This is a genomic window from Psychrobacillus sp. AK 1817 (genome assembly GCF_008807035.1).
Taxonomy (GTDB): Bacteria; Bacillota; Bacilli; order Bacillales_A; family Planococcaceae; genus Psychrobacillus; species Psychrobacillus faecigallinarum.
Genome location: NZ_CP031739.1, coordinates 65,633 through 84,794 on the forward strand (window position 1 = coordinate 65,633; position 19,162 = coordinate 84,794).

The window sequence follows — 19,162 nt, forward strand, 5'->3', positions numbered from 1 at the left end:
GAGATATGCCACAGTTTTTTTCAAATAAGCGATTAATCTTGCTACTTGTAGGGATGATTTTTCTTGTGGCACTCATCAGCTTTTCTTTGCGCGATCGAAATCATGCATCATTGCCAGAGCAATTGATCAAAGATGTAGTCGGTTTTGGACAAACAATGTTTTCCAAGCCGACTCAGTATGTTTCTGGTATTTTTAATAATGTAGATTCTTTACTCAATACATATGATGAAAACCAAAGATTGAAAGCAAGATTAGAAGATTATGCCTCCTTACAAGCAGATGTTAATTCCTTAAAACTTGACAATGAAAGATTACAAGAAATTCTAGACAAAAAGGACGATCTACGAGACTTCAATCCGATCCAATCGACGGTAATTGCTCGTAATCCCGATCAGTGGGAAGAAAAAATTATTATCAATAAAGGGGAAATTCATGGTGTCCAGCCTAATATGGCTGTGATGACTGCCAAAGGCCTTATAGGTAAAGTAATTTTAACTACTCCTTACACGTCAACCGTTGAACTTATGTCTACTCAAAATCCTAATTACCGGGTCTCAGCAGTTATTGCTAGCCAAGAGGGAGAGGTTTTTGGACTAATCGAAGGATATGATGAAACTAGAAAAGAATTAATACTGAAAAGAATTGATTCAGAGTTTAAAGTGGAAAAAGGGCAAAAAGTTACTACTTCAGGTTTAGGTGGAATATTCCCGAAAGGAATCATAATAGGTGAGGTGACTGAGGTTACCACCGATGATTACGGTTTAACAAAACTTGCTTATATTAAACCTTCGGCAAGCTTCTCTATATTGGAACATGTAATCATTGCTAAGCGTTCTATCAATCCGGTAGACGGTTCGGATGGTGACAATACAGAGGCTGACTTGACGGAAGAGGCAGGGGATGGCTCATGATAAGATATCTAGTAGTGATCATTTCGGTTCTATTATTTTATATGGAACCGATTTTTGGTCTTTTCTCACCGATTGAGCTGAACGATCAACTTTATACATTAGTTCCAAGATTTTTAATCATATACTTGATTTTTGTTTCCATTTATTACAATAGAAAAAGAGCAATGTTATATGGTTTATTGTTTGGCCTCTTGTATGATGTCTTTTTCATTGATATTATTGGATTATATTCTTTTATTTACCCTCTAATGTGTTTAGTGGCAAGCTTTATCGTAAAATTTATCCATCAACATCTGATAGTAGCTACACTTCTCTCATTAGTTTTGGTGGCAGTAGTAGAAACCTTACTGTTCTTTTTCTACACGGCCATCGGTATTAAATTCATGACATTTACAACTTTTTATCAACATAATCTCATCCCAACGATGATTGCGAATCTCATTTTTATTTTGATGTTCGGGTGGGCTTTTAAATATATTCTTCTATATCGGTTTAATCAAAAAGCATTACTTCTTCAAAAATAATTGTTTTTGGTTGACAGTAGATCTGAGGTGACTTGATTGACAAAAAAGCAGTTAATATCGATTAAAGGGACGAAAGAGGGCCTTGTATTACGTTTAGACGATCAGTGTTCATACACAGAACTTTTAGAAGAATTAACGAAAAAGGTTTCTGATGAAGGTTTTGAAGGCCAGGCAGAAGTACTCTTACAACTTGGATATCGATATTGTAATGACGAGCAGGCAAAAGAAATTATCAACTGTGTACAACAAACAGAGCATCTTCGCGTTTCGAAAATACAGAGCGAGGTTATGGCTGTTGAAGAATGTAATAGAAGATTAATAGAAAATCAATCAGAGACTTACGTCGGAATAGTACGTTCTGGACAAGTTATCAAAGCAGAAGGCGACCTCGTTGTCATAGGGGATGTCAATCCGAATGGACGAGTAGTTGCAGGTGGTAATGTTTTTGTACTTGGACGATTAAAAGGAATCGCGCATGCTGGTTCAAATGGTAACAGAGAGGCTGTCATCGCAGCATCTTGGCTAGAGGCAACCCATCTAATAATTGATAGTGTTATAGAAACGATGACAGATGAGTTAAGTGTCTTATCTGAGCAGCCTGAAATGGAATGTGCTTATTTACATACTAATGGCTCTATAGCTATCGATCGCTTACAGGAGCTAAGATTAATAAGACCAAATCTATCAACATTTAAAGGAGGAAGCTAATGTGGGAGAAGCAATCGTAATAACTTCAGGTAAGGGAGGAGTCGGTAAAACGACGACCACTGCTAACCTTGGTACTGCATTGGCTTTGCAAGGTAAGAAAGTTTGTTTAATGGACACAGACATAGGTCTAAGAAACTTAGACGTAGTTCTTGGACTAGAAAATAGAATTATTTATGATTTAGTAGACGTAGTAGAAGGTCGCTGTAAAATCCATCAGGCGCTTGTAAAAGATAAGCGTTTTGAGGACAAGTTATACCTGTTACCAGCAGCACAAACTACGGATAAAAATGCAGTGACACCAGAGCAAATGAAAAATCTTGTAACAGAACTAAAAAGAGATTATGACTATGTTCTCATTGATTGCCCTGCTGGTATTGAGCAAGGCTACAAAAATGCTATTGCCGGAGCAGATAAAGCAATTGTTGTCACTACACCAGAAATTTCGGCAGTGCGTGACGCAGATCGAATTATTGGTCTGTTGGAGCAAGAGGATTCCATCGATCCACCAAAATTAATCATCAATCGTATCCGGCAGCATTTAATGCAAAGTGGTGATGCTTTAGATATTAATGAAATCACTACACATTTATCCATAGACTTACTAGGAATTATAGCCGATGATGAGAATGTCATTACCTCATCTAATAAGGGAGAGCCAGTAGTAATGGATCCTTCCAACCGCGCAGCGCTTGGATACAGAAACATAGCTAGACGAATTCTAGGAGAATCCGTTCCGTTAATGTCAATGGATACACCTAAAAAAGGCGTCATTTCGAAGATAAAATCAATTTTTTCTAAATAAAAAATGACTAAGCTATTTATAAAGATTGTATAAGGCACTTTCTGTTCGATTTGAACAGAAAGTGCCTTGTTTACATTATCTATTTCTTATTTTTGTGTTACCTTGCCACTTCAAATTGAATCTGTTGGCTTGAATATAGTCCAGTCCGCTTATATTCCACTGTAGCTTGGAAGGTGTCTTTCATGTTCTTTGATTTCAAACTTTCAAGAAAAAATACCCTTACCTCTTTTATTCATGAAATGGGACAGATAGTCATATATTTTTTTAGGGGGAATGTTATGCTATCGAAAAAAAAATGGATGCTTGCAATTCTATTAGTATTTCTATTCATCGTTATGGACAAATTTGAAAAAAATGATGTGCTATCTACAAACTATTCAAATACACTTTTAGCACCTCAAAAGCCGACGGAAATTTATCAAAAAGTTAGGGAATGGATTACCCCAAATGAAGACGTGGTGACGGTTAGTGCACCCCTTTTAGAAAATCCAGTGCTTGAGTACAGTACCATCCAACCATATGGTCAAGGAGCAGTGCTTTCAATCAGTGCTTCCCAAAAAATTGGTGCTTCTGAAAATGGTTTAATTATATTTACCGGCTACACGAAAAAAACTGGGAAGACTATTTCTATTCTATATGACAATGGAGAAACGGTTACTTATGGATTTGTGGAAGAATTCTATCAACTACCATATACAACCGTAAATGCGGGAGACATATTTGCATCAGTGAAAAGAGACATTCTGTATGTTCAAGTAGAGAAGGATGGAGAAACTTTAGAGACAACGGATATTGTCGACTGGCTTGCAACAAATTATGAAGAGTAGGCTTTTCAGAATTCATCCTATTATGATTCCCTTTCTTTTATTTTTTTACCTTTCTGGCGAGATTGCAGTGTATGCAATTGTTTTTGGATCCTTAATCATTCATGAGCTAGGCCACCTAGTTGCGGCAAAAGCAGTTGGAGGAAGGGTTACGTCCTGTACTATACTTCCCTATGGTGGGGAGATAAAGATTGAGCAATTTGGAAAGTGGGGAAAAAGAGAACAGCTTATAGTTATTTTAGGAGGACCTTTCTTTACTTTGGTGGTTCTACTGGTAAGTAAGGTAGTCGATTTTCCACAAGTAGAGCTGTTAACCTATACTCAGCTAGTTATTCTTTGCTTAAATCTACTTCCGATATATCCTCTTGACGGAGGGCGAGTAATTAATTCATTATTTCCAAACTTTTATATCGAGTTAATCAGTTTTTCCTTATTGATCAGTTTGCTAATTTTTTACACAAGTTTGTACTATTTTCCTAAAGGATTATTTGTCTCGCTAATCTTTTTATTTATAGCATTGCAAAATTTATCTTTTTGGAGATTTAGAAGGTACAAGCTAGCATTTGATCGTATTACGAAAAATGCTTGACTCGATTTTTTATATGTGTTAACATTTTAATGTTATTGTTTGTAGCAGCACCCGTTGCTACAACCGCTCTGAAAAGGTTTTAAGTATTCAGTCTACTGAATCACCTTTTGGAAGGCGAGTCTTAGTCTAAGAGGAGGTGCAGGTAAATGTACGCAATTATTGAAACTGGTGGTAAACAAATCAAAGTTGAACAAGGGCAAGAAATCTACATTGAAAAATTAGATGTAAATGCTGATGAAGTTGTAACTTTTGATAAAGTATTATTCGTAGGTGGAAATGATGTTAAAGTTGGTGCTCCATTCGTGGAAGGTGCTAAAGTTACAGCTAAAGTTGTAAAAAACGGCAAAGCTAAAAAAATCATCGTTTTCAAATACAAAGCTAAAAAGAACTATCGTAAAAAACAAGGTCACCGTCAACCATACACTAAATTAGTAGTAGAATCTATTAGCTTATAATATGATTAAAGTGACTGTTACAAGAGATCAATCAGGTCTTATTCATTCCTTTGAAATGAAGGGACATGCTGATTTTGCCGAGCATGGGAAGGATTTAGTATGTGCTGGTGCTACTGCTGTATCGTTTGGTGCAGTAAATGCCATCATCTCACTTACAAAAATTAATCCTATTATTAAGCAAAAGGGTGACGGAGGGTATTTATACGTTGAAGTACCTAGCATTGAAAGCTCTGAGAAAGCTGCGAGTATGCAGTTGATATTGGAGTCAATGATTGTATCTTTACAAACGATTGAGCAAGATTACGCTAAGTATATAAAAATAACCTTCAAAAAGTAGGAGGTGGAACATATGTTAAGATTAGATCTTCAGTTTTTCGCATCGAAAAAAGGAGTAGGTTCGACTAAAAATGGTCGTGACTCTCAATCGAAACGTCTAGGCGCTAAACGTGCTGATGGACAATTCGTATCAGGCGGATCAATTTTATTCCGTCAACGCGGTACAAAAATTCACCCAGGTGAAAACGTTGGCCGTGGTGGAGATGACACACTTTTCGCGAAAGTTGACGGTGTAGTACGCTTTGAGCGTTTCGGCCGCGACAAGAAAAAAGTAAGTGTATATCCTGTAGCTCAAGAAGCTTAATTTACAAATAAGAGGACTGCATTTATGCAGTCCTTTTTTATTTTTAAAAATAGTTAAAAAGTATTCTTCGTTCTACGCAAAATAATTCCTTTCCTGTTATACTAGAAAGGATAGTAAACGTTGGAGCGTGTATACTAATATGAATCCTAAAAATATATCAATTAATGAAGTACTTCGTCATTCTATGCATGATTATTTAAACAATATGCATTTGATTCAAATGAATTTGGATATGGGTAGACAAGAAGAGGCTAAGCAATTAATTCGTATGTATTCACAGAAGTGCGCTCAATTCTTCGATTTAAACAACATAGGATTGTTAAAGACGAATGAATGGCTGCAGACGTTTCCGATAACGTATGGTCATATGACATTAGAGGTCCAAACAACTATAGAAAAATACGGTGCCAAAAAGTATGACACTGCTTTAAATGGTATATTGGATCAATTTGTACAATCTATTTATCCACGACTACAAGGATATCAGGAACAAATACTAAAAGTTCATATCAGTTCGACTGAATTACTAGAGATTTTAATTGAGGTTCAAGGAGATTGGACTCCTTATTCTTGGATAGACGATTCAGGAAATGAATTATTTAACATGGAAAGACTAAGCAACAGAGAAGGAAACCTGCAATTTAAGTTGGTTGCAAAGGAAAGATTGGAGTGAAATAAATGTTTGTCGATCACGTTAAGGTGTATGTAAAAGGCGGTGACGGCGGAGATGGTATGGTTGGTTTCCGTCGAGAAAAGTATGTCCCAATGGGTGGCCCCGCTGGTGGTGATGGAGGTAATGGTGGAGATGTAGTCTTTGAAGTAGATGAGGGACTGCGCACACTAATGGACTTCCGATATAAACGTCATTTTAAAGCAAATCGTGGAGTTCACGGTGGAAGTAAAAATATGCACGGAGCAAATGCGGATGATTTAATCGTAAAAGTTCCTCCTGGCACAATAGTTATGAATGAAGAAACTGGACAAGTTATTGCAGACCTTGTAGAGCATGGACAACAAGCAGTTATTGCCAAAGGTGGTCGTGGAGGACGTGGGAATTCACGTTTTGCAACTCCAGCAAATCCAGCACCAGAGCTATCTGAAAAAGGTGAGCCAGGTAATGAATTAAATGTAACATTAGAGTTAAAGGTTTTAGCGGACGTTGGACTTGTTGGATTCCCAAGTGTAGGTAAGTCTACATTATTATCAGTAGTATCAGCAGCTAAACCTAAAATTGCTTCTTATCACTTTACAACAATTGTACCGAACTTAGGCTTGGTTGAAACGGAAGATCATCGAAGCTTTGTAATGGCAGATCTACCAGGGCTTATCGAAGGAGCACATGAAGGCGTTGGACTAGGACATCAATTCCTTCGTCATATAGAGCGCACGAGAGTTATTGTTCATGTCATTGATATGTCTGGTATGGAAGGCCGCGAACCTTACGAGGACTACGTTACAATCAATGAAGAGTTAAAACAATATAATCTTCGCTTAACAGAAAGACCACAGATTATTGTAGCAAATAAAATGGATATGCCAGAGGCAGAAGAAAACCTTGAGCTATTTAAAGAGAAAGTAGGAAAAGATACAAAGATATTCCCTATCTCAGCTGTGTCTCGTCAAGGCTTGCAAGAATTACTATTTGCAGTAGCAGATATTTTAGAAGATGCACCTGAATATCCATTAGAGCACATGCAAGAAGAAGAGACAGAGACATCTGTAATGTACAAGCATGAGGCTTCTAAGGATGACTTTGTTATCTCAAGAGACGATGACGGAGCATTTGTATTATCTGGCGGAACTGTAGAAAGATTGTTTAAAATGACTGATTTCAGTCGAGAAGACTCTATTCGTAGATTCTCTAGACAGTTACGTGGTATGGGTATCGACGATGCACTTCGTGAACGTGGAGCGAAGGACGGAGATACTGTACGATTACTACAATTCGAGTTTGAATTTATCGAATAGGAGGAAGGGAACCGCATGAAGGATGTTACAAGCCAGCGCTTTTATCTTGTTAGAGAAGATGTGCTGACAGAAGCAATGCAAAAAACTTTAGAAGCAAAGCATCTTCTTCAATCGGGGAAAGTTTCCTCGATTTGGGATGCAGTGAAAGAAGTAGATTTGTCTCGTAGTGCTTTTTATAAATATCGTGACGCGGTTTTTCCGTTCCATTCGATTGTACAAGAAAGAATCTTAACTGTTTTTTTACAGCTAGAAGATCGAGAAGGAACGCTTGCGCGACTACTTTCCTTAGTGGCAGATTCTACATGCAATGTATTGACGATTCACCAGACAATTCCAATTCAAGGAAGAGCTAGTGTCACGTTATCATTGGATGTGACTGCTATGAATAAGGAATTGGACGAGTTTATAAACGAAATGAAGCGACTAGACTTTGTAGAATCAGCTGAAGTAATTAGCTCTGGTGCTTTGTAAGGAGTGTATGGTTTTGACAAATTTACAGATTGCCTACCTTGGACCGGAGGCTTCTTTTACTCACTTAGCAACACAGGCGTTATTTCCAACGGATTGTTTACTACCAATACGAACAATTCCAGAGTGTATTGAAATGGTTAGTAACGGACAGGTTGAGGTAGCAGTTGTTCCACTTGAAAATGCTTTAGAGGGCACGGTGCCTTTAACGATAGATTATTTATTTCATGAAGCTGAAGTAAACGTAATTGCAGAAATTTTGTCACCGATTGCTCAGCATTTGATGGTTCATCCAAATAATATGGAAAAATGGGAAAAAATATCAACTATTTACTCCCATCCACATGCATTGGCTCAGTGCCACAAATATTTGTACTATCGATTTGGTAAGGTGCCATTAGAGCAATCTTCCTCAACTGCAGCAGCAGCAAAGTATGTGTCGGAACGAGCAGATGAATGTATTGCTGCAATCGCAAATACATCCGCAGCAGCTGAATATGATTTAAAAATCGTTGAACATAATATTCATGATTTTCATTTTAACCATACTCGGTTCTTCGTGCTTTCGAAAAAGAAAAGATGTATAGAAACCAAAGGACATAATGGACAGGTTAAAACTACTGTAATGATCACACTACCAAAAGATGATCGATCAGGAGCTCTTCATCAAGTCCTTTCTGTATTTGCATGGCGTCAGCTTAACTTGAGTAAAATCGAATCTCGACCTTTAAAAACCGGACTCGGACAATATTTTTTCATCATAGACGTGCTCGAAGATGAGAAAGCTCCAATGATGATAGGGGCAATTGAAGAGTTGAAGGCTTTAGGTTGTGAGGTTAAATCACTTGGCTCCTATTATACATACGAAACAAAAGCGGAAGTACCCTCTGAATAAATTACCCTTTATTTAATAGACCAGAAATTTTATATATTAAGAATGCCATGAACTCTCTGTTCATGGCATTCTTGTTAAATACAAAGAAAAATGTTGGATATTGCTCTTTGCAAATAGAAGATGGTAAACCAAGCAAAGTAACCAACGAAAAACTTTTGAAAAGTATACGTATAAAACAAGTTTGTATTGATTTTCAAATTTTGAGGTTTCATTTTATTCAAAAATAAAAAGCTCCTAAACCAAACTAATTTAGAAACTTTACTATGTTCTTAAGCATTTTAAATCAAAAATCTAGTGGGCACTTTAAGAGGCTTCAACTACCCTTTAATTTTGCTCATCCATTATATACCCTTTTTTTCGAATAGCCTCTATTCCTCTTTCTAATATCTCCTCACTTGGGGCAGATAACCGATGAATGTGAACCCCTGAAGTTAGCTCTAGTAAAAAGGAAGCTTCTGTTTCTCGTACTTTTTTTAAAAATATTTCCACATCATGTCGATTGGAAACCATAATAGATGAGGTAATTTCGCCGTATACCGGGTGTTCTACAGTTACATTTTCTACTGTAACGCCAGCATCTACTAATGTTAATAACTCCTCCTCAGTCTCCTCTGATTTATGGATACATACTACACTTTTTTGGACAGAACCAAAGTCTTCGCGGTTAGGTAATAAAATGTACCCTTGGTTAGTAGACATAATAGGATGATTGGTGGCCTTCAGCAGGGTAATATCGTTTACTATTACCTGTCTACTCACATTTGCTAATTTAGCAAGCTCAGACCCTTTAATAGGTTGGTCTTGTTCCTTGAGATAAGAACAGATCCAAGTTCTACGCTCTGCCCCTTTTAATTTTTTCATAAGTAAATTCCTCCAACCTTGCATAACAGTATAGTTGCTATTCATAAGTTTATCATGAAGGGAACTATCAATGTTTTAAAATCTGTGACCAATTTTTGTTGTTACACATATTTTAAGGTGAAGGAAGGAGGAAGACTGTGCAAATTCATATTGTTAAAAAGGGTGATACCCTTTGGAAAATATCAAGAGAGTATGGAGTTTCTTTTGATGATTTAAAAAAGATAAATGCTCATTTAGCTAATCCCGAATATATTGTACCAGGAATGAAAATCTTCATACCAGAAGCGAGGAAGACAGAAAGTATGGTACATCCTTATGGGGAGAATCGCCCAAACAAGAAGGGGATGATGGGTGATGGAACAGCTCAGCCATACGATGGCAACCTTAAACAAATTCAAAAGGCTCAGCCCATACCAAAAGCGCAACCAATTCCACAAGCTGCACCTACACCAAAAGCTGTACCTATACCAAAAGCCCAACCTGCACAACCAATGCCACCAATTCAGCCAAGTGTACCTGCTCCAAAAGAAAAAATTATTCAAAAGTCGATACCTGTCCCCGTACCTGTACCAATTCCGATAATAGTACCTGAATCTAAACCAGCACCGCAGCCAAAACCAGTACCAGTACCAAAACCAGTTCCTGTGCCACAACCAGCGCCAAAGCCAAAGCCAGTACCTCAAGCAAAACCGGAGGTAAAACCACAGCCTAAGCCCGTACAACCAATTCCGATTCAACCAGTTCAGCCTAAGCTAATACCTGTTCCATGTCCACCAATGCAGCAGCATCCTATTATGTACCCTGTTCCTTGCCCGCCTATGCCTTGTCCACCTATGCCATGCCCGCCGGATCCATGTGCACACGTTCACCCGATGCATTATATGCAGCAAAATCACCCAATGGCTATTCAACCAACCCATTTTGCTCCAATGCAAATGATGCCATCGCCAGAATATGATATGCCTTCACCAAATAGTTGGATGCTTATCGAATCTTCCAATATAGACGTAGAAGAGCAGGTAGAATACAGTGTTATGCCTAGTCATCCTCGTATGCCGGCTGTAGAGACTCTAGCGACGCAGATGACAGAAATGATGGTGGAGGAACCTTCTTCTGCTTTAGAAATGGCTAACGATTATATGCAAAATGATTATTTTCAGCAATATCAACAGCAGAACGCTCAACAGGCATATATTCAACCGCATTATGAGCAAACCCCATGTGCATCATGTGGCGATTCACATATGAACTATGCTCAGCCACAAATGTATAGTCATAATCCGTATCACGGTGGTTATCCTTGTCCTCCACAACCATATTATCAACATGTATATCCGTGTCCACCATATCCGCATCAGCACTTTTAAATGTGGATACTTATATAAAGCAGATAAAGAAAAATGTATGGAAGTGGAAAAACGAAGATGGTATTTTTTCTGTAAAAAAATACACTTCGGGAGAGCAAGCTGCAAAAATTCGTTATATCCATGATGAGCTATACCGTTTAGAAAAACCTTTTGTATTACCTATAATTCCTTCAACACAGCAGGATTATATAATTCAGCCATGGTTTAAAAATAATCGTACAGTGAGTTATAAAGACAAAAAAGATAGATCTGAGACTTATTCTTTACTTAAGAGAATGCATAGCACTAGAAAAAAGATTGAATGGGAAAAGAGTAATTTGCTTTATCCTTTTAATTTAATTTCCAAGTGGCAAACTAGATTTCTAAAAGTAGATGAAATAGCTCCTTTTATAGAATCCTATATTGGTTTTAATAAGACAAAATTGCTAGTGCAATATGGGGATATGGCACTTCAAAACATTCGACCATTTAGTATGAAGAATCCGACACTATTGCATGGGGATGTCGTACATCATAACTTTTTAGCCAATGACTTTACTTATAAAATAATTGATTTTGACTTGGCGGTGTTAGGACCTAGGGAGACGGAGTACATCCTTTGGATTCATCGGGTTTTGCCTGAAATGGAGTATGATATTGAATTGTTCCTAAACGAGTTTCCTGAGTTAGAGAAAACTGTTGCAAAATATAAAGAAGCAATCATGTACCCAAATGAATTGTATAGAGAATGGTTGTATGCGTTTGCCTTGCCCGGCGAGAGGAAACAAAAGTTTATTAACCAGCTTATTCCGTATACGAACAAAGCTTTAACAAATTGGCCTAGTTTATGCTATAATTTAAGTCAGCTATAATAGTTTAATGGAGGATGGTCGCTCAAGCTATGGGCGGCCCTCTTTGTTTGTTATGCTATAATGATTGTATGGAAATGGTGGGAAGCAAAGTATGTATGATTACATAAAAGGGCAGGTCACTAGAGTGACTCCTGAATATGTTGTTTTAGAGCAACAGGGCATTGGCTATCAATTGTTTACGCCAAACCCATATGCATTTAGAAAAAGTGAAGAGATAATACAAGTTTTTACTTATCTTCATATAAGAGAAGATGCTCAGCAATTAATGGGTTTTCCTACACTTGCACAGAGAGAGCTGTTCCGAAAGTTAATACTTGTTTCTGGTATAGGTCCTAAGGGAGCACTGGCTATACTTGCAAGTGGGGAGCCTACTCATGTAATTCAAGCAATAGAAAGGGAAGATGAATCATTCTTAGTAAAATTCCCTGGAGTAGGTAAAAAAACAGCAAGACAAATGATATTAGACTTAAAAGGAAAGCTAAATGACTTAATCGATATTGAGTTAATGGAATTCGATAATGACGAACCTGGCCTATTTGTTGAAAATGAATCGGATCATGAATTGGAAGAAGCTATTCTAGCTCTAACAGCACTAGGATACTCTGAACGGGAGCTTTCAAAAATACGCCCATTACTTAAGTCAAATAATGATTTACATACAACGGACGAATTTATGAAAAAAGGATTGCAGCTATTATTTTCAGGTAAATAAGAAAGGAGGGGCTTTGAATGACAGAACGTGTGATTTCCAGTGATGTTTCTCCATATGATGAGCCATTTGAGCAATCACTTCGTCCACAGTTATTATCACAATATATTGGACAGGATAAAATAAAGCATAACCTGAGTATTTTTATCGAAGCGGCAAAAATGAGAAATGAGAGTCTGGATCATTGTCTTCTATATGGACCTCCTGGACTTGGTAAAACTACACTTGCCGCAGTTATCGCAAACGAAATGGATGTACAAATGCGGATGACAAGCGGTCCAGCTATTGAGCGACCGGGTGATTTAGCTGCGATAGTTAGTTCGCTTGAGCCGGGCGATGTACTATTCATCGATGAGATTCATCGATTAAATCGTTCTATTGAAGAAGTACTTTATCCTGCTATGGAAGATTTTTGCTTAGACATCGTTGTAGGGAAAGGGCCGGCTGCCAGAAGTGTACGCTTAGATCTACCACCTTTTACATTAGTGGGAGCAACGACAAGAGCAGGTGCATTATCTGCTCCGCTCCGTGACAGGTTTGGAGTACTGCTTCGTTTAGATTACTACGATGAAGAGGCGCTAACGGCGATTGTTGTAAGAAGTGCAGAGCTATTTAACGCTACAATCGATCATGAATCTGCGGGAGAAATTGCTCGTCGCTCAAGAGGGACTCCTCGTATTGCCAATCGTTTGCTAAAACGGGTGAGGGATTATGCGCAAGTTAGAGGAAATGGTAAAATTACTTTAAGTATTGCGAAAGATGCATTAGAGTTATTACAAGTGGATCCACTAGGTTTGGATCATATAGATCATAAACTCATGAACGCAATGATTGAGCGTTTTAGAGGTGGTCCAGTTGGATTAGATACGATTGCAGCTAGCATAGGAGAAGAATCTACTACAATAGAGGATGTATATGAGCCATATTTAATGCAAATTGGTTTTATTCAACGATCTCCACGTGGAAGAATTGTGACTCCACTAGCATATGAACACTTAGGAATACCATTGCCAACTGATACAAACAACTAAAAAAGGAAGTACTTATTAATGAGAGTAGAAGATTTTGATTTTGAATTACCAGAAGAGTTAATTGCACAAACACCATTAGCTGATCGCACGAGTAGTAAACTTTTAATAACGGACTATCCAAATAATAAGCTTGAACACAAAAGCTTTGCCATGATTATTGATGAATTGAATGAGGGTGATTGCCTAGTTTTAAATGATACGAAGGTTATGCCGGCTCGTTTAATGGGCGTCAAAGAGGACACAGGAGCAAATATTGAAGTACTATTATTGACTCAAATGGAGGGTGATGAGTGGGAAACACTTGTCAAACCAGCAAAACGAGTAAAAATTGGTACAAAAATTGTATTTGGAGAAGGCTTGTTGACAGCTGTATGTACAGGTTTAAAGGATCACGGAGGAAGAATTTTCCGTTTTGAATATGATGGAGTATTTTTTGAGGTATTGGACAAGCTTGGAGAAATGCCACTACCACCTTATATCCATGAAAAGCTAGATGATAAGGATCGTTATCAAACAGTTTACGCAAAGGAACAGGGTTCAGCAGCAGCACCAACAGCTGGACTTCATTTTACAACGGAATTATTGGAAGCAATAAAAGAAAAAGGTGTTAACATTGCTTTTGTGACACTTCATGTTGGTTTGGGCACATTCCGACCAGTAAGTGTGGATTCCATTGATGATCATGAAATGCATGCGGAATTTTACCGTATCACAAAGGAAACAGCAGATTTAATCAATGGAGTGAAGGCAGCTGGTGGAAAGATCGTTGCGGTGGGTACAACTTCCACTAGAACACTTGAAACTGTTGCTACTAGATTTAATGGTATTCTTCAAGAGGATAGTGGTTGGACATCTATATTCATTTATCCAGGCTATGAATTTAAATGTATTGATGGAATGATCACTAACTTCCATTTACCAAAGTCTACCCTTGTAATGCTAGTGAGTGCTTTAACATCAAAAGAATTTATACTATCTGCATACCAAGAAGCTATCGAGCAACGTTATCGTTTCTTTAGCTTTGGAGATGCGATGTTCATAAAAGGAAGGAATTATTAAATGGCAGCAATTACGTATGAGTTAATAAAAAAAGATAAACAAACAGGTGCTCGTCTTGGTATTGTACACACTCCACATGGATCGTTTGAAACACCGACATTTATGCCGGTTGGTACACAAGCTACTGTTAAAACAATGGCGCCCGAAGATATCAAAGAAATGGATGCGGGTATCATCTTAAGCAATACTTATCATCTATGGCTTCGTCCTGGCCACGATATTATTCGTGAAGCTGGTGGTTTGCACAAATTTATGAATTGGGACCGTGCAATTTTAACAGATTCAGGGGGCTTCCAAGTATTTAGTTTAAGCGATATGCGCAAAATAGAAGAAGAAGGGGTACATTTCCGTAATCACTTAAATGGGGACAAGCTATTTTTAAGCCCAGAAAAGTCAATGGAGATTCAAAATGCACTAGGTTCGGACATTATGATGGCTTTTGATGAGTGTCCGCCTTATCCAGCTACCTTTGAATACATGAAAGCTTCAGTAGAGCGTACATCTCGTTGGGCAGAGCGTTGCTTAACTGCACATACGAATACCGAAAAACAGGGCTTATTTGGTATTATTCAAGGTGGAGAATATGAGGAGCTTCGTAAACAATCTGCTAAAGACTTAGTGTCATTAGACTTCCCGGGATATGCGATTGGTGGATTGTCTGTAGGTGAACCAAAGGATGTCATGAACCGTGTTCTTGATTTTACTACTCCTTTAATGCCTGAGGACAAGCCTCGATACTTAATGGGAGTCGGTTCACCAGACTCACTTATTGACGGCTCTATTCGTGGAGTGGATATGTTTGACTGTGTATTACCAACCCGAATTGCTCGTAATGGTACTTTCTTTACACATAAAGGACGTCTAGTAATTAAGGGAGCAAAATTTGCTCGAGATTTTGGCCCAATAGATGAGAAGTGCGATTGCTATACTTGTAAAAACTATTCTCGAGCATACATTCGTCATTTATTTAAAGCAGATGAAACCTTTGGATTGCGTTTAGCTTCTTATCATAATCTACATTTTTTAATGAAATTAATGGAGAATGTTCGCCAGGCAATTAGAGAAGATAGACTGCTTGATTTTAAAGAAGAGTTTTTTGAAGAGTATGGGTACAACAAACCAAATGCAAAAAACTTCTGATTCTTGTATACTGTATAAAGAGGAAAAGGAGGGGAAATATTAGTGGATTTAGTAGGTTTATTACCAATTATTGCTATGTTCGTCGTAATGTGGTTCTTTATCATTCGACCAGCGCAAAAGAGACAGAAAACTACAGCTGAAATGCAAAGCAATCTAAAGCGTGGAGATCATATTATCACTGTTGGTGGATTACACGGAAAAGTAGATGCAGTGGATGACCAAACTATTTTTGTAGTAGTAGCAGATGGTACGCGTTTACAATTTGAACGCGTTGCAGTTGGACGAGTTGTAACGGATTCAACAATCTAAAAAAAATAAAGAGCTTACTCTTAGGAGTAAGTTCTTTTTTTATGGGCAATCTAATAGTGAGGTGAATTTTGTGAACGAGATTCTCATTATTATTTTCCGTACGATAGCATTATATTGGATCATACTAGCTATATTAAGAATGATGGGAAAAAGAGAAGTCGGTGAGTTGAGTATTTTTGACTTAGTCGTCTTTTTATTGATAGCTGAAGTTGGAGCAATAGCAATAGATGATCCAAGAAGTGAATTTATGCATGCTTTACTACCAATGTTGACGTTATTGATCATTCAGTTAATTGCTTCTTATACTTCCTTAAAAAGTAAAAAATTTAGAGATATGATGGAAGGCCATCCCTCTATTATTATGAAGGATGGAATTATTGTTGAAAAAGAGATGAGGAAACAAAGATATAATATGGACGATTTGCTTCAACAGCTTCGGGAGCAACAAATAGGCTCTATCCGTTCGGTTTCCTATGCGTTCTTAGAGCCCTCTGGAAACTTATCTGTTTTTAAGAAGGATGAGGAACAATTTATTTTCCCTTTGATTACTGATGGCGATATACAACTAGAACACCTTACACGAATTGGTAAAAGTAAGGAATGGTTACTAGAAGAGCTTGAAAAGAAAATGATTTTGGATCCCACCAAGGTGTTTTATTGTAGCTATGAGGACGATGAACTATATATTCAATTAAAGACATCATTTTAAAAAGATAGAAGAGGCTGGGACATAAGTAGATTCATGCTACGTAAAAATGTTGTGAGTAGATTCTTGTTATAATATTTAAACAAGAGGATACTTCATTCTGAGTGAATTTTGTTTTGTAGTGCCTGAAATTATGTACAGTTTTCACTTGATATCCTAGAAAATTCTAGTTTTTCGGAGCGAAGGCGGCGACTCCTAGGGGACAAGCGCGTGGGAGAGACTACGGGCTCGTCCCATGTCCCCACCCAGGAAAGCGTCCGCTGTAGCGGAGAACATTGACTATGAGCAGAAAAAAAGTCCAGAAAATTTACTAATCGGTAAATTTCCAGGACTATTAAATTTCTAAGGTGGGTTTTGTCCCAGATTCTTCTTAGTCACTTCATAATTTATTTATATTAAAATTTATTTTTAGTTGTTTTTGCAATTTTAAAGATGACACTAACTTCTTTTCGTTTAATTTGTCCAAATAGCAATAGACCAATAGTTAAGTAAACCAAAGTTATCAAACAATCTACTATTAATGGCTGACTCCCTATGGATATTACCATTGGACGGGTAATAATAGTGGCGATAAAAACTACATATGGCAATGCGAAGAAAGAGAATCCGATTTGGGCTTCTTTCTTTTCTTTAAGTGAAGCGATATGTAAAAACGAAGTGATGAGAACACCAAATCCTATCGCGACAATTGCTCCCTTTTCTTGAATGGATACCTGAGAGGCAAGGAAAAACAATAATAATAATTTCCCTACTCCACCATACAGAGAGTTTAAAAAAGCACTGTTCGAACTATTCAACGCCTGTAGGATGGAGAAGAGTGGGCTTTGAATATAGTAAAAGAAAAATATCGGTGCAAGTATTTTCATATAAACTGTTGCGTTTTCTACATGAAACAATTCATAGACAAGTTCGCCTCCATGTAGATAGAATAACGTAGCTGCATAACAACCAGTTAAAGTAGAGAACTTTAATGAAAGATGTATTCTCTCTTTTAATAAGCTATAATTTTTCCTTGCATAGGCGTCGCTAACAGCTGGTATAAGGACGATAGACAAGGCAAAAGGTATGAATGATGGGAAGAGCAACAAAGGAACTAAAACACCGGAGATGACACCATAAAGAGTTGTAGCGGCTACGGCACTAATTCCAGTAATGGCTAAAGCTTTAATAAAAATGATAGGCTCTAAAAACCAAGTGAACGATCCAAAAAGCTTACTGCCCGAAGAAGGCAGTGCAATTGCAAATAATGGTGATAAGGGATATGCTTTTTTAGATTTCTTATACGTCTGGCTTTTCTTCCATTTGTTATATCTCCACTTCAGATAAAGTAAAGAAGCGGCCTCTGCTAATAAGGCTAAGAACATGGCGTAAGCAGCAGCTTCCTGTGGAGTTGAGGAAGTTAAAAACAATGGTAATGCAAAGGTAATCAGTAAAATACGCACAATCTGTTCAATAAGTTGGGCTATTGCTGTTTCTTCAAGTCTCGCAATACCTTGCAAGAATCCCCTAAGAATTCCACCTGCTGCAGCAATCGGGACAATTGCAATTGAAACATAGAGAGTCATTGTAATAGCATCGTTCTTTAGCAAGTTACTAGAAATTAGAGGAGTAACAAAGATAAAGAGGGGAGTAAAAGCTATCATAGAGACTACTGTGACAATTACGGATGTTCTCATAACGGTAAAGTACTCTGAAATAGCGTTCCTCGTTCGTAACTCTGCTACTATTTTAGTAATAGCTATAGGTATACCCAGTTGGATCAGCGAAAGAAAGAATATGAATGCTGGATAAGCCGTGCTGTAAATTCCAACAGCCTCTTCTCCCGTCAATCGAACAAATTGCATACGATAAATAAAACCTAGGAACTTGGACAAAAAAATGGCAAACATTAATACAATAGACCCTCTTAAATAGGTTGACAATTAAACACTTCCTTCTCAAATACAGGAACTTCGTTTACAATAATAATATGCAAGCTACTTACCACATTATTCTATAAAGAGGTGCAGTATTTTGGAAAACTCATACAATCATATCTATACACACGTACTACCTGCTCTAGAGAGCAAAAAGAGTGAGTTTAAAGTTTATCAGTACGAAACTGTAACAGAAGCAGATATTTGGAAGTATTGTGTAGAAAAGAAATGGAGAAAGCTAGATGTTCTTTCCTTATCTCTTCATAAGATTGTTAATGACGTTCTTTCCATAACACCTGCCGAGTATATGACCTACGAACAAATTGAAAATTCTCGAACATCTAATTGGTTCTCGGAAATCAATCAAGAAGAATTACAAATCTTATTGAATCCTCAAACAGAGGAAAAATAAGCAAAGAGTCATTTGAC

24 protein-coding genes and 1 other annotated feature are annotated in these 19,162 nt (G+C 37.5%); of the genes, 22 read left to right on the plus strand and 2 right to left on the minus strand.

Annotated features, from left to right (window positions below):
- Positions 1-5: 5 nt before the first annotated feature.
- The 13 genes from mreC (at position 6) to pheA (ending at position 8,784) form a co-directional block, all read left to right on the plus strand.
- Positions 6-911 (plus strand): rod shape-determining protein MreC, encoded by a 906-nt coding sequence (gene mreC, locus D0S48_RS00295; RefSeq protein ID WP_151109330.1) that lies wholly within the window; start codon positions 6-8, stop codon positions 909-911.
- Positions 908-1,435 carry a rod shape-determining protein MreD gene (gene mreD / locus D0S48_RS00300; RefSeq protein WP_151109332.1) on the plus strand — a complete coding sequence of 176 codons (528 nt, stop codon included), beginning with the start codon at positions 908-910 and terminating at the stop codon, positions 1,433-1,435. The genes mreC and mreD overlap by 4 nt, the downstream gene beginning before the upstream one ends.
- A gap of 36 nt (positions 1,436-1,471) precedes the next feature.
- A complete protein-coding gene (gene minC / locus D0S48_RS00305) occupies positions 1,472-2,143 on the plus strand; it encodes a septum site-determining protein MinC (protein WP_144535716.1) in 672 nt (223 codons plus the stop codon).
- Between the two features lies 1 nt (position 2,144).
- The gene (gene minD, locus D0S48_RS00310; protein ID WP_144535718.1) at positions 2,145-2,945 is read left to right on the plus strand and encodes a septum site-determining protein MinD; all 801 of its coding nucleotides are present in this window, start codon (positions 2,145-2,147) and stop codon (positions 2,943-2,945) included.
- Between the two features lie 278 nt (positions 2,946-3,223).
- Positions 3,224-3,772, plus strand: coding sequence for a M23 family metallopeptidase (locus D0S48_RS00315; RefSeq protein ID WP_186318046.1), 549 nt, complete (start codon positions 3,224-3,226; stop codon positions 3,770-3,772).
- Positions 3,738-4,358: a metalloprotease gene (locus D0S48_RS00320; RefSeq protein ID WP_191963846.1), complete on the plus strand. Its 621-nt coding sequence runs from the start codon at positions 3,738-3,740 to the stop codon at positions 4,356-4,358. Before D0S48_RS00315 ends, D0S48_RS00320 begins: the two co-directional genes overlap by 35 nt.
- Positions 4,359-4,409: 51 nt before the next feature.
- Positions 4,410-4,490, plus strand: a sequence feature (ribosomal protein L21 leader region).
- Between the two features lie 14 nt (positions 4,491-4,504).
- Positions 4,505-4,813 carry a 50S ribosomal protein L21 gene (rplU, locus tag D0S48_RS00325; RefSeq protein ID WP_142538629.1) on the plus strand — a complete coding sequence of 103 codons (309 nt, stop codon included), beginning with the start codon at positions 4,505-4,507 and terminating at the stop codon, positions 4,811-4,813.
- A 1-nt stretch (position 4,814) separates the two neighbouring features.
- Positions 4,815-5,150, plus strand: a complete 336-nt coding sequence (locus D0S48_RS00330) for a ribosomal-processing cysteine protease Prp (protein ID WP_151109338.1) — start codon at positions 4,815-4,817, stop codon at positions 5,148-5,150.
- A gap of 12 nt (positions 5,151-5,162) precedes the next feature.
- On the plus strand, positions 5,163-5,453 hold the full coding sequence (rpmA, locus tag D0S48_RS00335; protein WP_144535725.1) for a 50S ribosomal protein L27: 291 nt from the start codon (positions 5,163-5,165) through the stop codon (positions 5,451-5,453).
- A 139-nt stretch (positions 5,454-5,592) separates the two neighbouring features.
- Positions 5,593-6,126: a Spo0B domain-containing protein gene (locus D0S48_RS00340; protein ID WP_151109340.1), complete on the plus strand. Its 534-nt coding sequence runs from the start codon at positions 5,593-5,595 to the stop codon at positions 6,124-6,126.
- Between the two features lie 5 nt (positions 6,127-6,131).
- A complete protein-coding gene (obgE, locus tag D0S48_RS00345) occupies positions 6,132-7,421 on the plus strand; it encodes a GTPase ObgE (RefSeq protein WP_144535728.1) in 1,290 nt (429 codons plus the stop codon).
- A gap of 15 nt (positions 7,422-7,436) precedes the next feature.
- Positions 7,437-7,892, plus strand: coding sequence for an ACT domain-containing protein (locus D0S48_RS00350; protein WP_144535730.1), 456 nt, complete (start codon positions 7,437-7,439; stop codon positions 7,890-7,892).
- A 13-nt stretch (positions 7,893-7,905) separates the two neighbouring features.
- Positions 7,906-8,784, plus strand: a complete 879-nt coding sequence (pheA, locus tag D0S48_RS00355; RefSeq protein ID WP_225321659.1) for a prephenate dehydratase — start codon at positions 7,906-7,908, stop codon at positions 8,782-8,784.
- A 324-nt stretch (positions 8,785-9,108) separates the two neighbouring features.
- Here pheA and D0S48_RS00360 read toward each other — a convergent pair whose 3' ends face one another.
- Positions 9,109-9,645 carry a transcription repressor NadR gene (locus D0S48_RS00360; RefSeq protein ID WP_151109344.1) on the minus strand — a complete coding sequence of 179 codons (537 nt, stop codon included), beginning with the start codon at positions 9,643-9,645 and terminating at the stop codon, positions 9,109-9,111.
- Between the two features lie 137 nt (positions 9,646-9,782).
- On the opposite strand from D0S48_RS00360, the gene D0S48_RS00365 reads away from it, so the two are divergent.
- The 8 genes from D0S48_RS00365 to D0S48_RS00400 all read left to right on the plus strand — a co-directional run bounded on the left by D0S48_RS00365 (position 9,783) and on the right by D0S48_RS00400 (position 16,820).
- Positions 9,783-11,012, plus strand: coding sequence for a LysM peptidoglycan-binding domain-containing protein (locus D0S48_RS00365; RefSeq protein WP_151109346.1), 1,230 nt, complete (start codon positions 9,783-9,785; stop codon positions 11,010-11,012).
- Positions 11,013-11,014: 2 nt separating this feature from the next.
- The gene (locus D0S48_RS00370) at positions 11,015-11,863 is read left to right on the plus strand and encodes a hypothetical protein (protein WP_144535738.1); all 849 of its coding nucleotides are present in this window, start codon (positions 11,015-11,017) and stop codon (positions 11,861-11,863) included.
- Between the two features lie 91 nt (positions 11,864-11,954).
- Entirely contained in the window at positions 11,955-12,575 is a 621-nt protein-coding gene (gene ruvA / locus D0S48_RS00375) for a Holliday junction branch migration protein RuvA (protein ID WP_151109348.1), read from the plus strand.
- Between the two features lie 17 nt (positions 12,576-12,592).
- Entirely contained in the window at positions 12,593-13,603 is a 1,011-nt protein-coding gene (ruvB, locus tag D0S48_RS00380; RefSeq protein WP_151109350.1) for a Holliday junction branch migration DNA helicase RuvB, read from the plus strand.
- A gap of 18 nt (positions 13,604-13,621) precedes the next feature.
- Positions 13,622-14,662 carry a tRNA preQ1(34) S-adenosylmethionine ribosyltransferase-isomerase QueA gene (gene queA, locus D0S48_RS00385; protein ID WP_151109352.1) on the plus strand — a complete coding sequence of 347 codons (1,041 nt, stop codon included), beginning with the start codon at positions 13,622-13,624 and terminating at the stop codon, positions 14,660-14,662.
- Entirely contained in the window at positions 14,663-15,802 is a 1,140-nt protein-coding gene (tgt, locus tag D0S48_RS00390; RefSeq protein WP_151109354.1) for a tRNA guanosine(34) transglycosylase Tgt, read from the plus strand.
- A 42-nt stretch (positions 15,803-15,844) separates the two neighbouring features.
- Positions 15,845-16,111 (plus strand): preprotein translocase subunit YajC, encoded by a 267-nt coding sequence (gene yajC / locus D0S48_RS00395; RefSeq protein WP_225321660.1) that lies wholly within the window; start codon positions 15,845-15,847, stop codon positions 16,109-16,111.
- Between the two features lie 70 nt (positions 16,112-16,181).
- Positions 16,182-16,820, plus strand: a complete 639-nt coding sequence (locus D0S48_RS00400) for a DUF421 domain-containing protein (RefSeq protein ID WP_151109356.1) — start codon at positions 16,182-16,184, stop codon at positions 16,818-16,820.
- A 392-nt stretch (positions 16,821-17,212) separates the two neighbouring features.
- Here D0S48_RS00400 and D0S48_RS00405 read toward each other — a convergent pair whose 3' ends face one another.
- Positions 17,213-18,739, minus strand: coding sequence for an oligosaccharide flippase family protein (locus D0S48_RS00405; RefSeq protein WP_144535748.1), 1,527 nt, complete (start codon positions 18,737-18,739; stop codon positions 17,213-17,215).
- 91 nt (positions 18,740-18,830) lie between these two features.
- Between D0S48_RS00405 and D0S48_RS00410 the strand changes: the two genes are divergently transcribed.
- A complete protein-coding gene (locus D0S48_RS00410; protein ID WP_144535750.1) occupies positions 18,831-19,145 on the plus strand; it encodes a post-transcriptional regulator in 315 nt (104 codons plus the stop codon).
- Positions 19,146-19,162: the final 17 nt, after the last annotated feature.

Bases quoted from the DNA above. Each gene is read 5' to 3' on its own strand.
- mreC (WP_151109330.1), top strand. From the start codon at position 6: ATGCCACAGTTTTTTTCAAATAAGCGATTAATCTTGCTACTTGTAGGG.
- mreD (WP_151109332.1), top strand. From the start codon at position 908: ATGATAAGATATCTAGTAGTGATCATTTCGGTTCTATTATTTTATATG.
- D0S48_RS00315 (WP_186318046.1), top strand. From the start codon at position 3,224: ATGCTATCGAAAAAAAAATGGATGCTTGCAATTCTATTAGTATTTCTA.
- rplU (WP_142538629.1), top strand. From the start codon at position 4,505: ATGTACGCAATTATTGAAACTGGTGGTAAACAAATCAAAGTTGAACAA.
- D0S48_RS00330 (WP_151109338.1), top strand. From the start codon at position 4,815: ATGATTAAAGTGACTGTTACAAGAGATCAATCAGGTCTTATTCATTCC.
- rpmA (WP_144535725.1), top strand. From the start codon at position 5,163: ATGTTAAGATTAGATCTTCAGTTTTTCGCATCGAAAAAAGGAGTAGGT.
- D0S48_RS00340 (WP_151109340.1), top strand. From the start codon at position 5,593: ATGAATCCTAAAAATATATCAATTAATGAAGTACTTCGTCATTCTATG.
- obgE (WP_144535728.1), top strand. From the start codon at position 6,132: ATGTTTGTCGATCACGTTAAGGTGTATGTAAAAGGCGGTGACGGCGGA.
- D0S48_RS00350 (WP_144535730.1), top strand. From the start codon at position 7,437: ATGAAGGATGTTACAAGCCAGCGCTTTTATCTTGTTAGAGAAGATGTG.
- D0S48_RS00360 (WP_151109344.1), bottom strand. From the start codon at position 9,645: ATGAAAAAATTAAAAGGGGCAGAGCGTAGAACTTGGATCTGTTCTTAT.
- ruvA (WP_151109348.1), top strand. From the start codon at position 11,955: ATGTATGATTACATAAAAGGGCAGGTCACTAGAGTGACTCCTGAATAT.
- ruvB (WP_151109350.1), top strand. From the start codon at position 12,593: ATGACAGAACGTGTGATTTCCAGTGATGTTTCTCCATATGATGAGCCA.
- queA (WP_151109352.1), top strand. From the start codon at position 13,622: ATGAGAGTAGAAGATTTTGATTTTGAATTACCAGAAGAGTTAATTGCA.
- tgt (WP_151109354.1), top strand. From the start codon at position 14,663: ATGGCAGCAATTACGTATGAGTTAATAAAAAAAGATAAACAAACAGGT.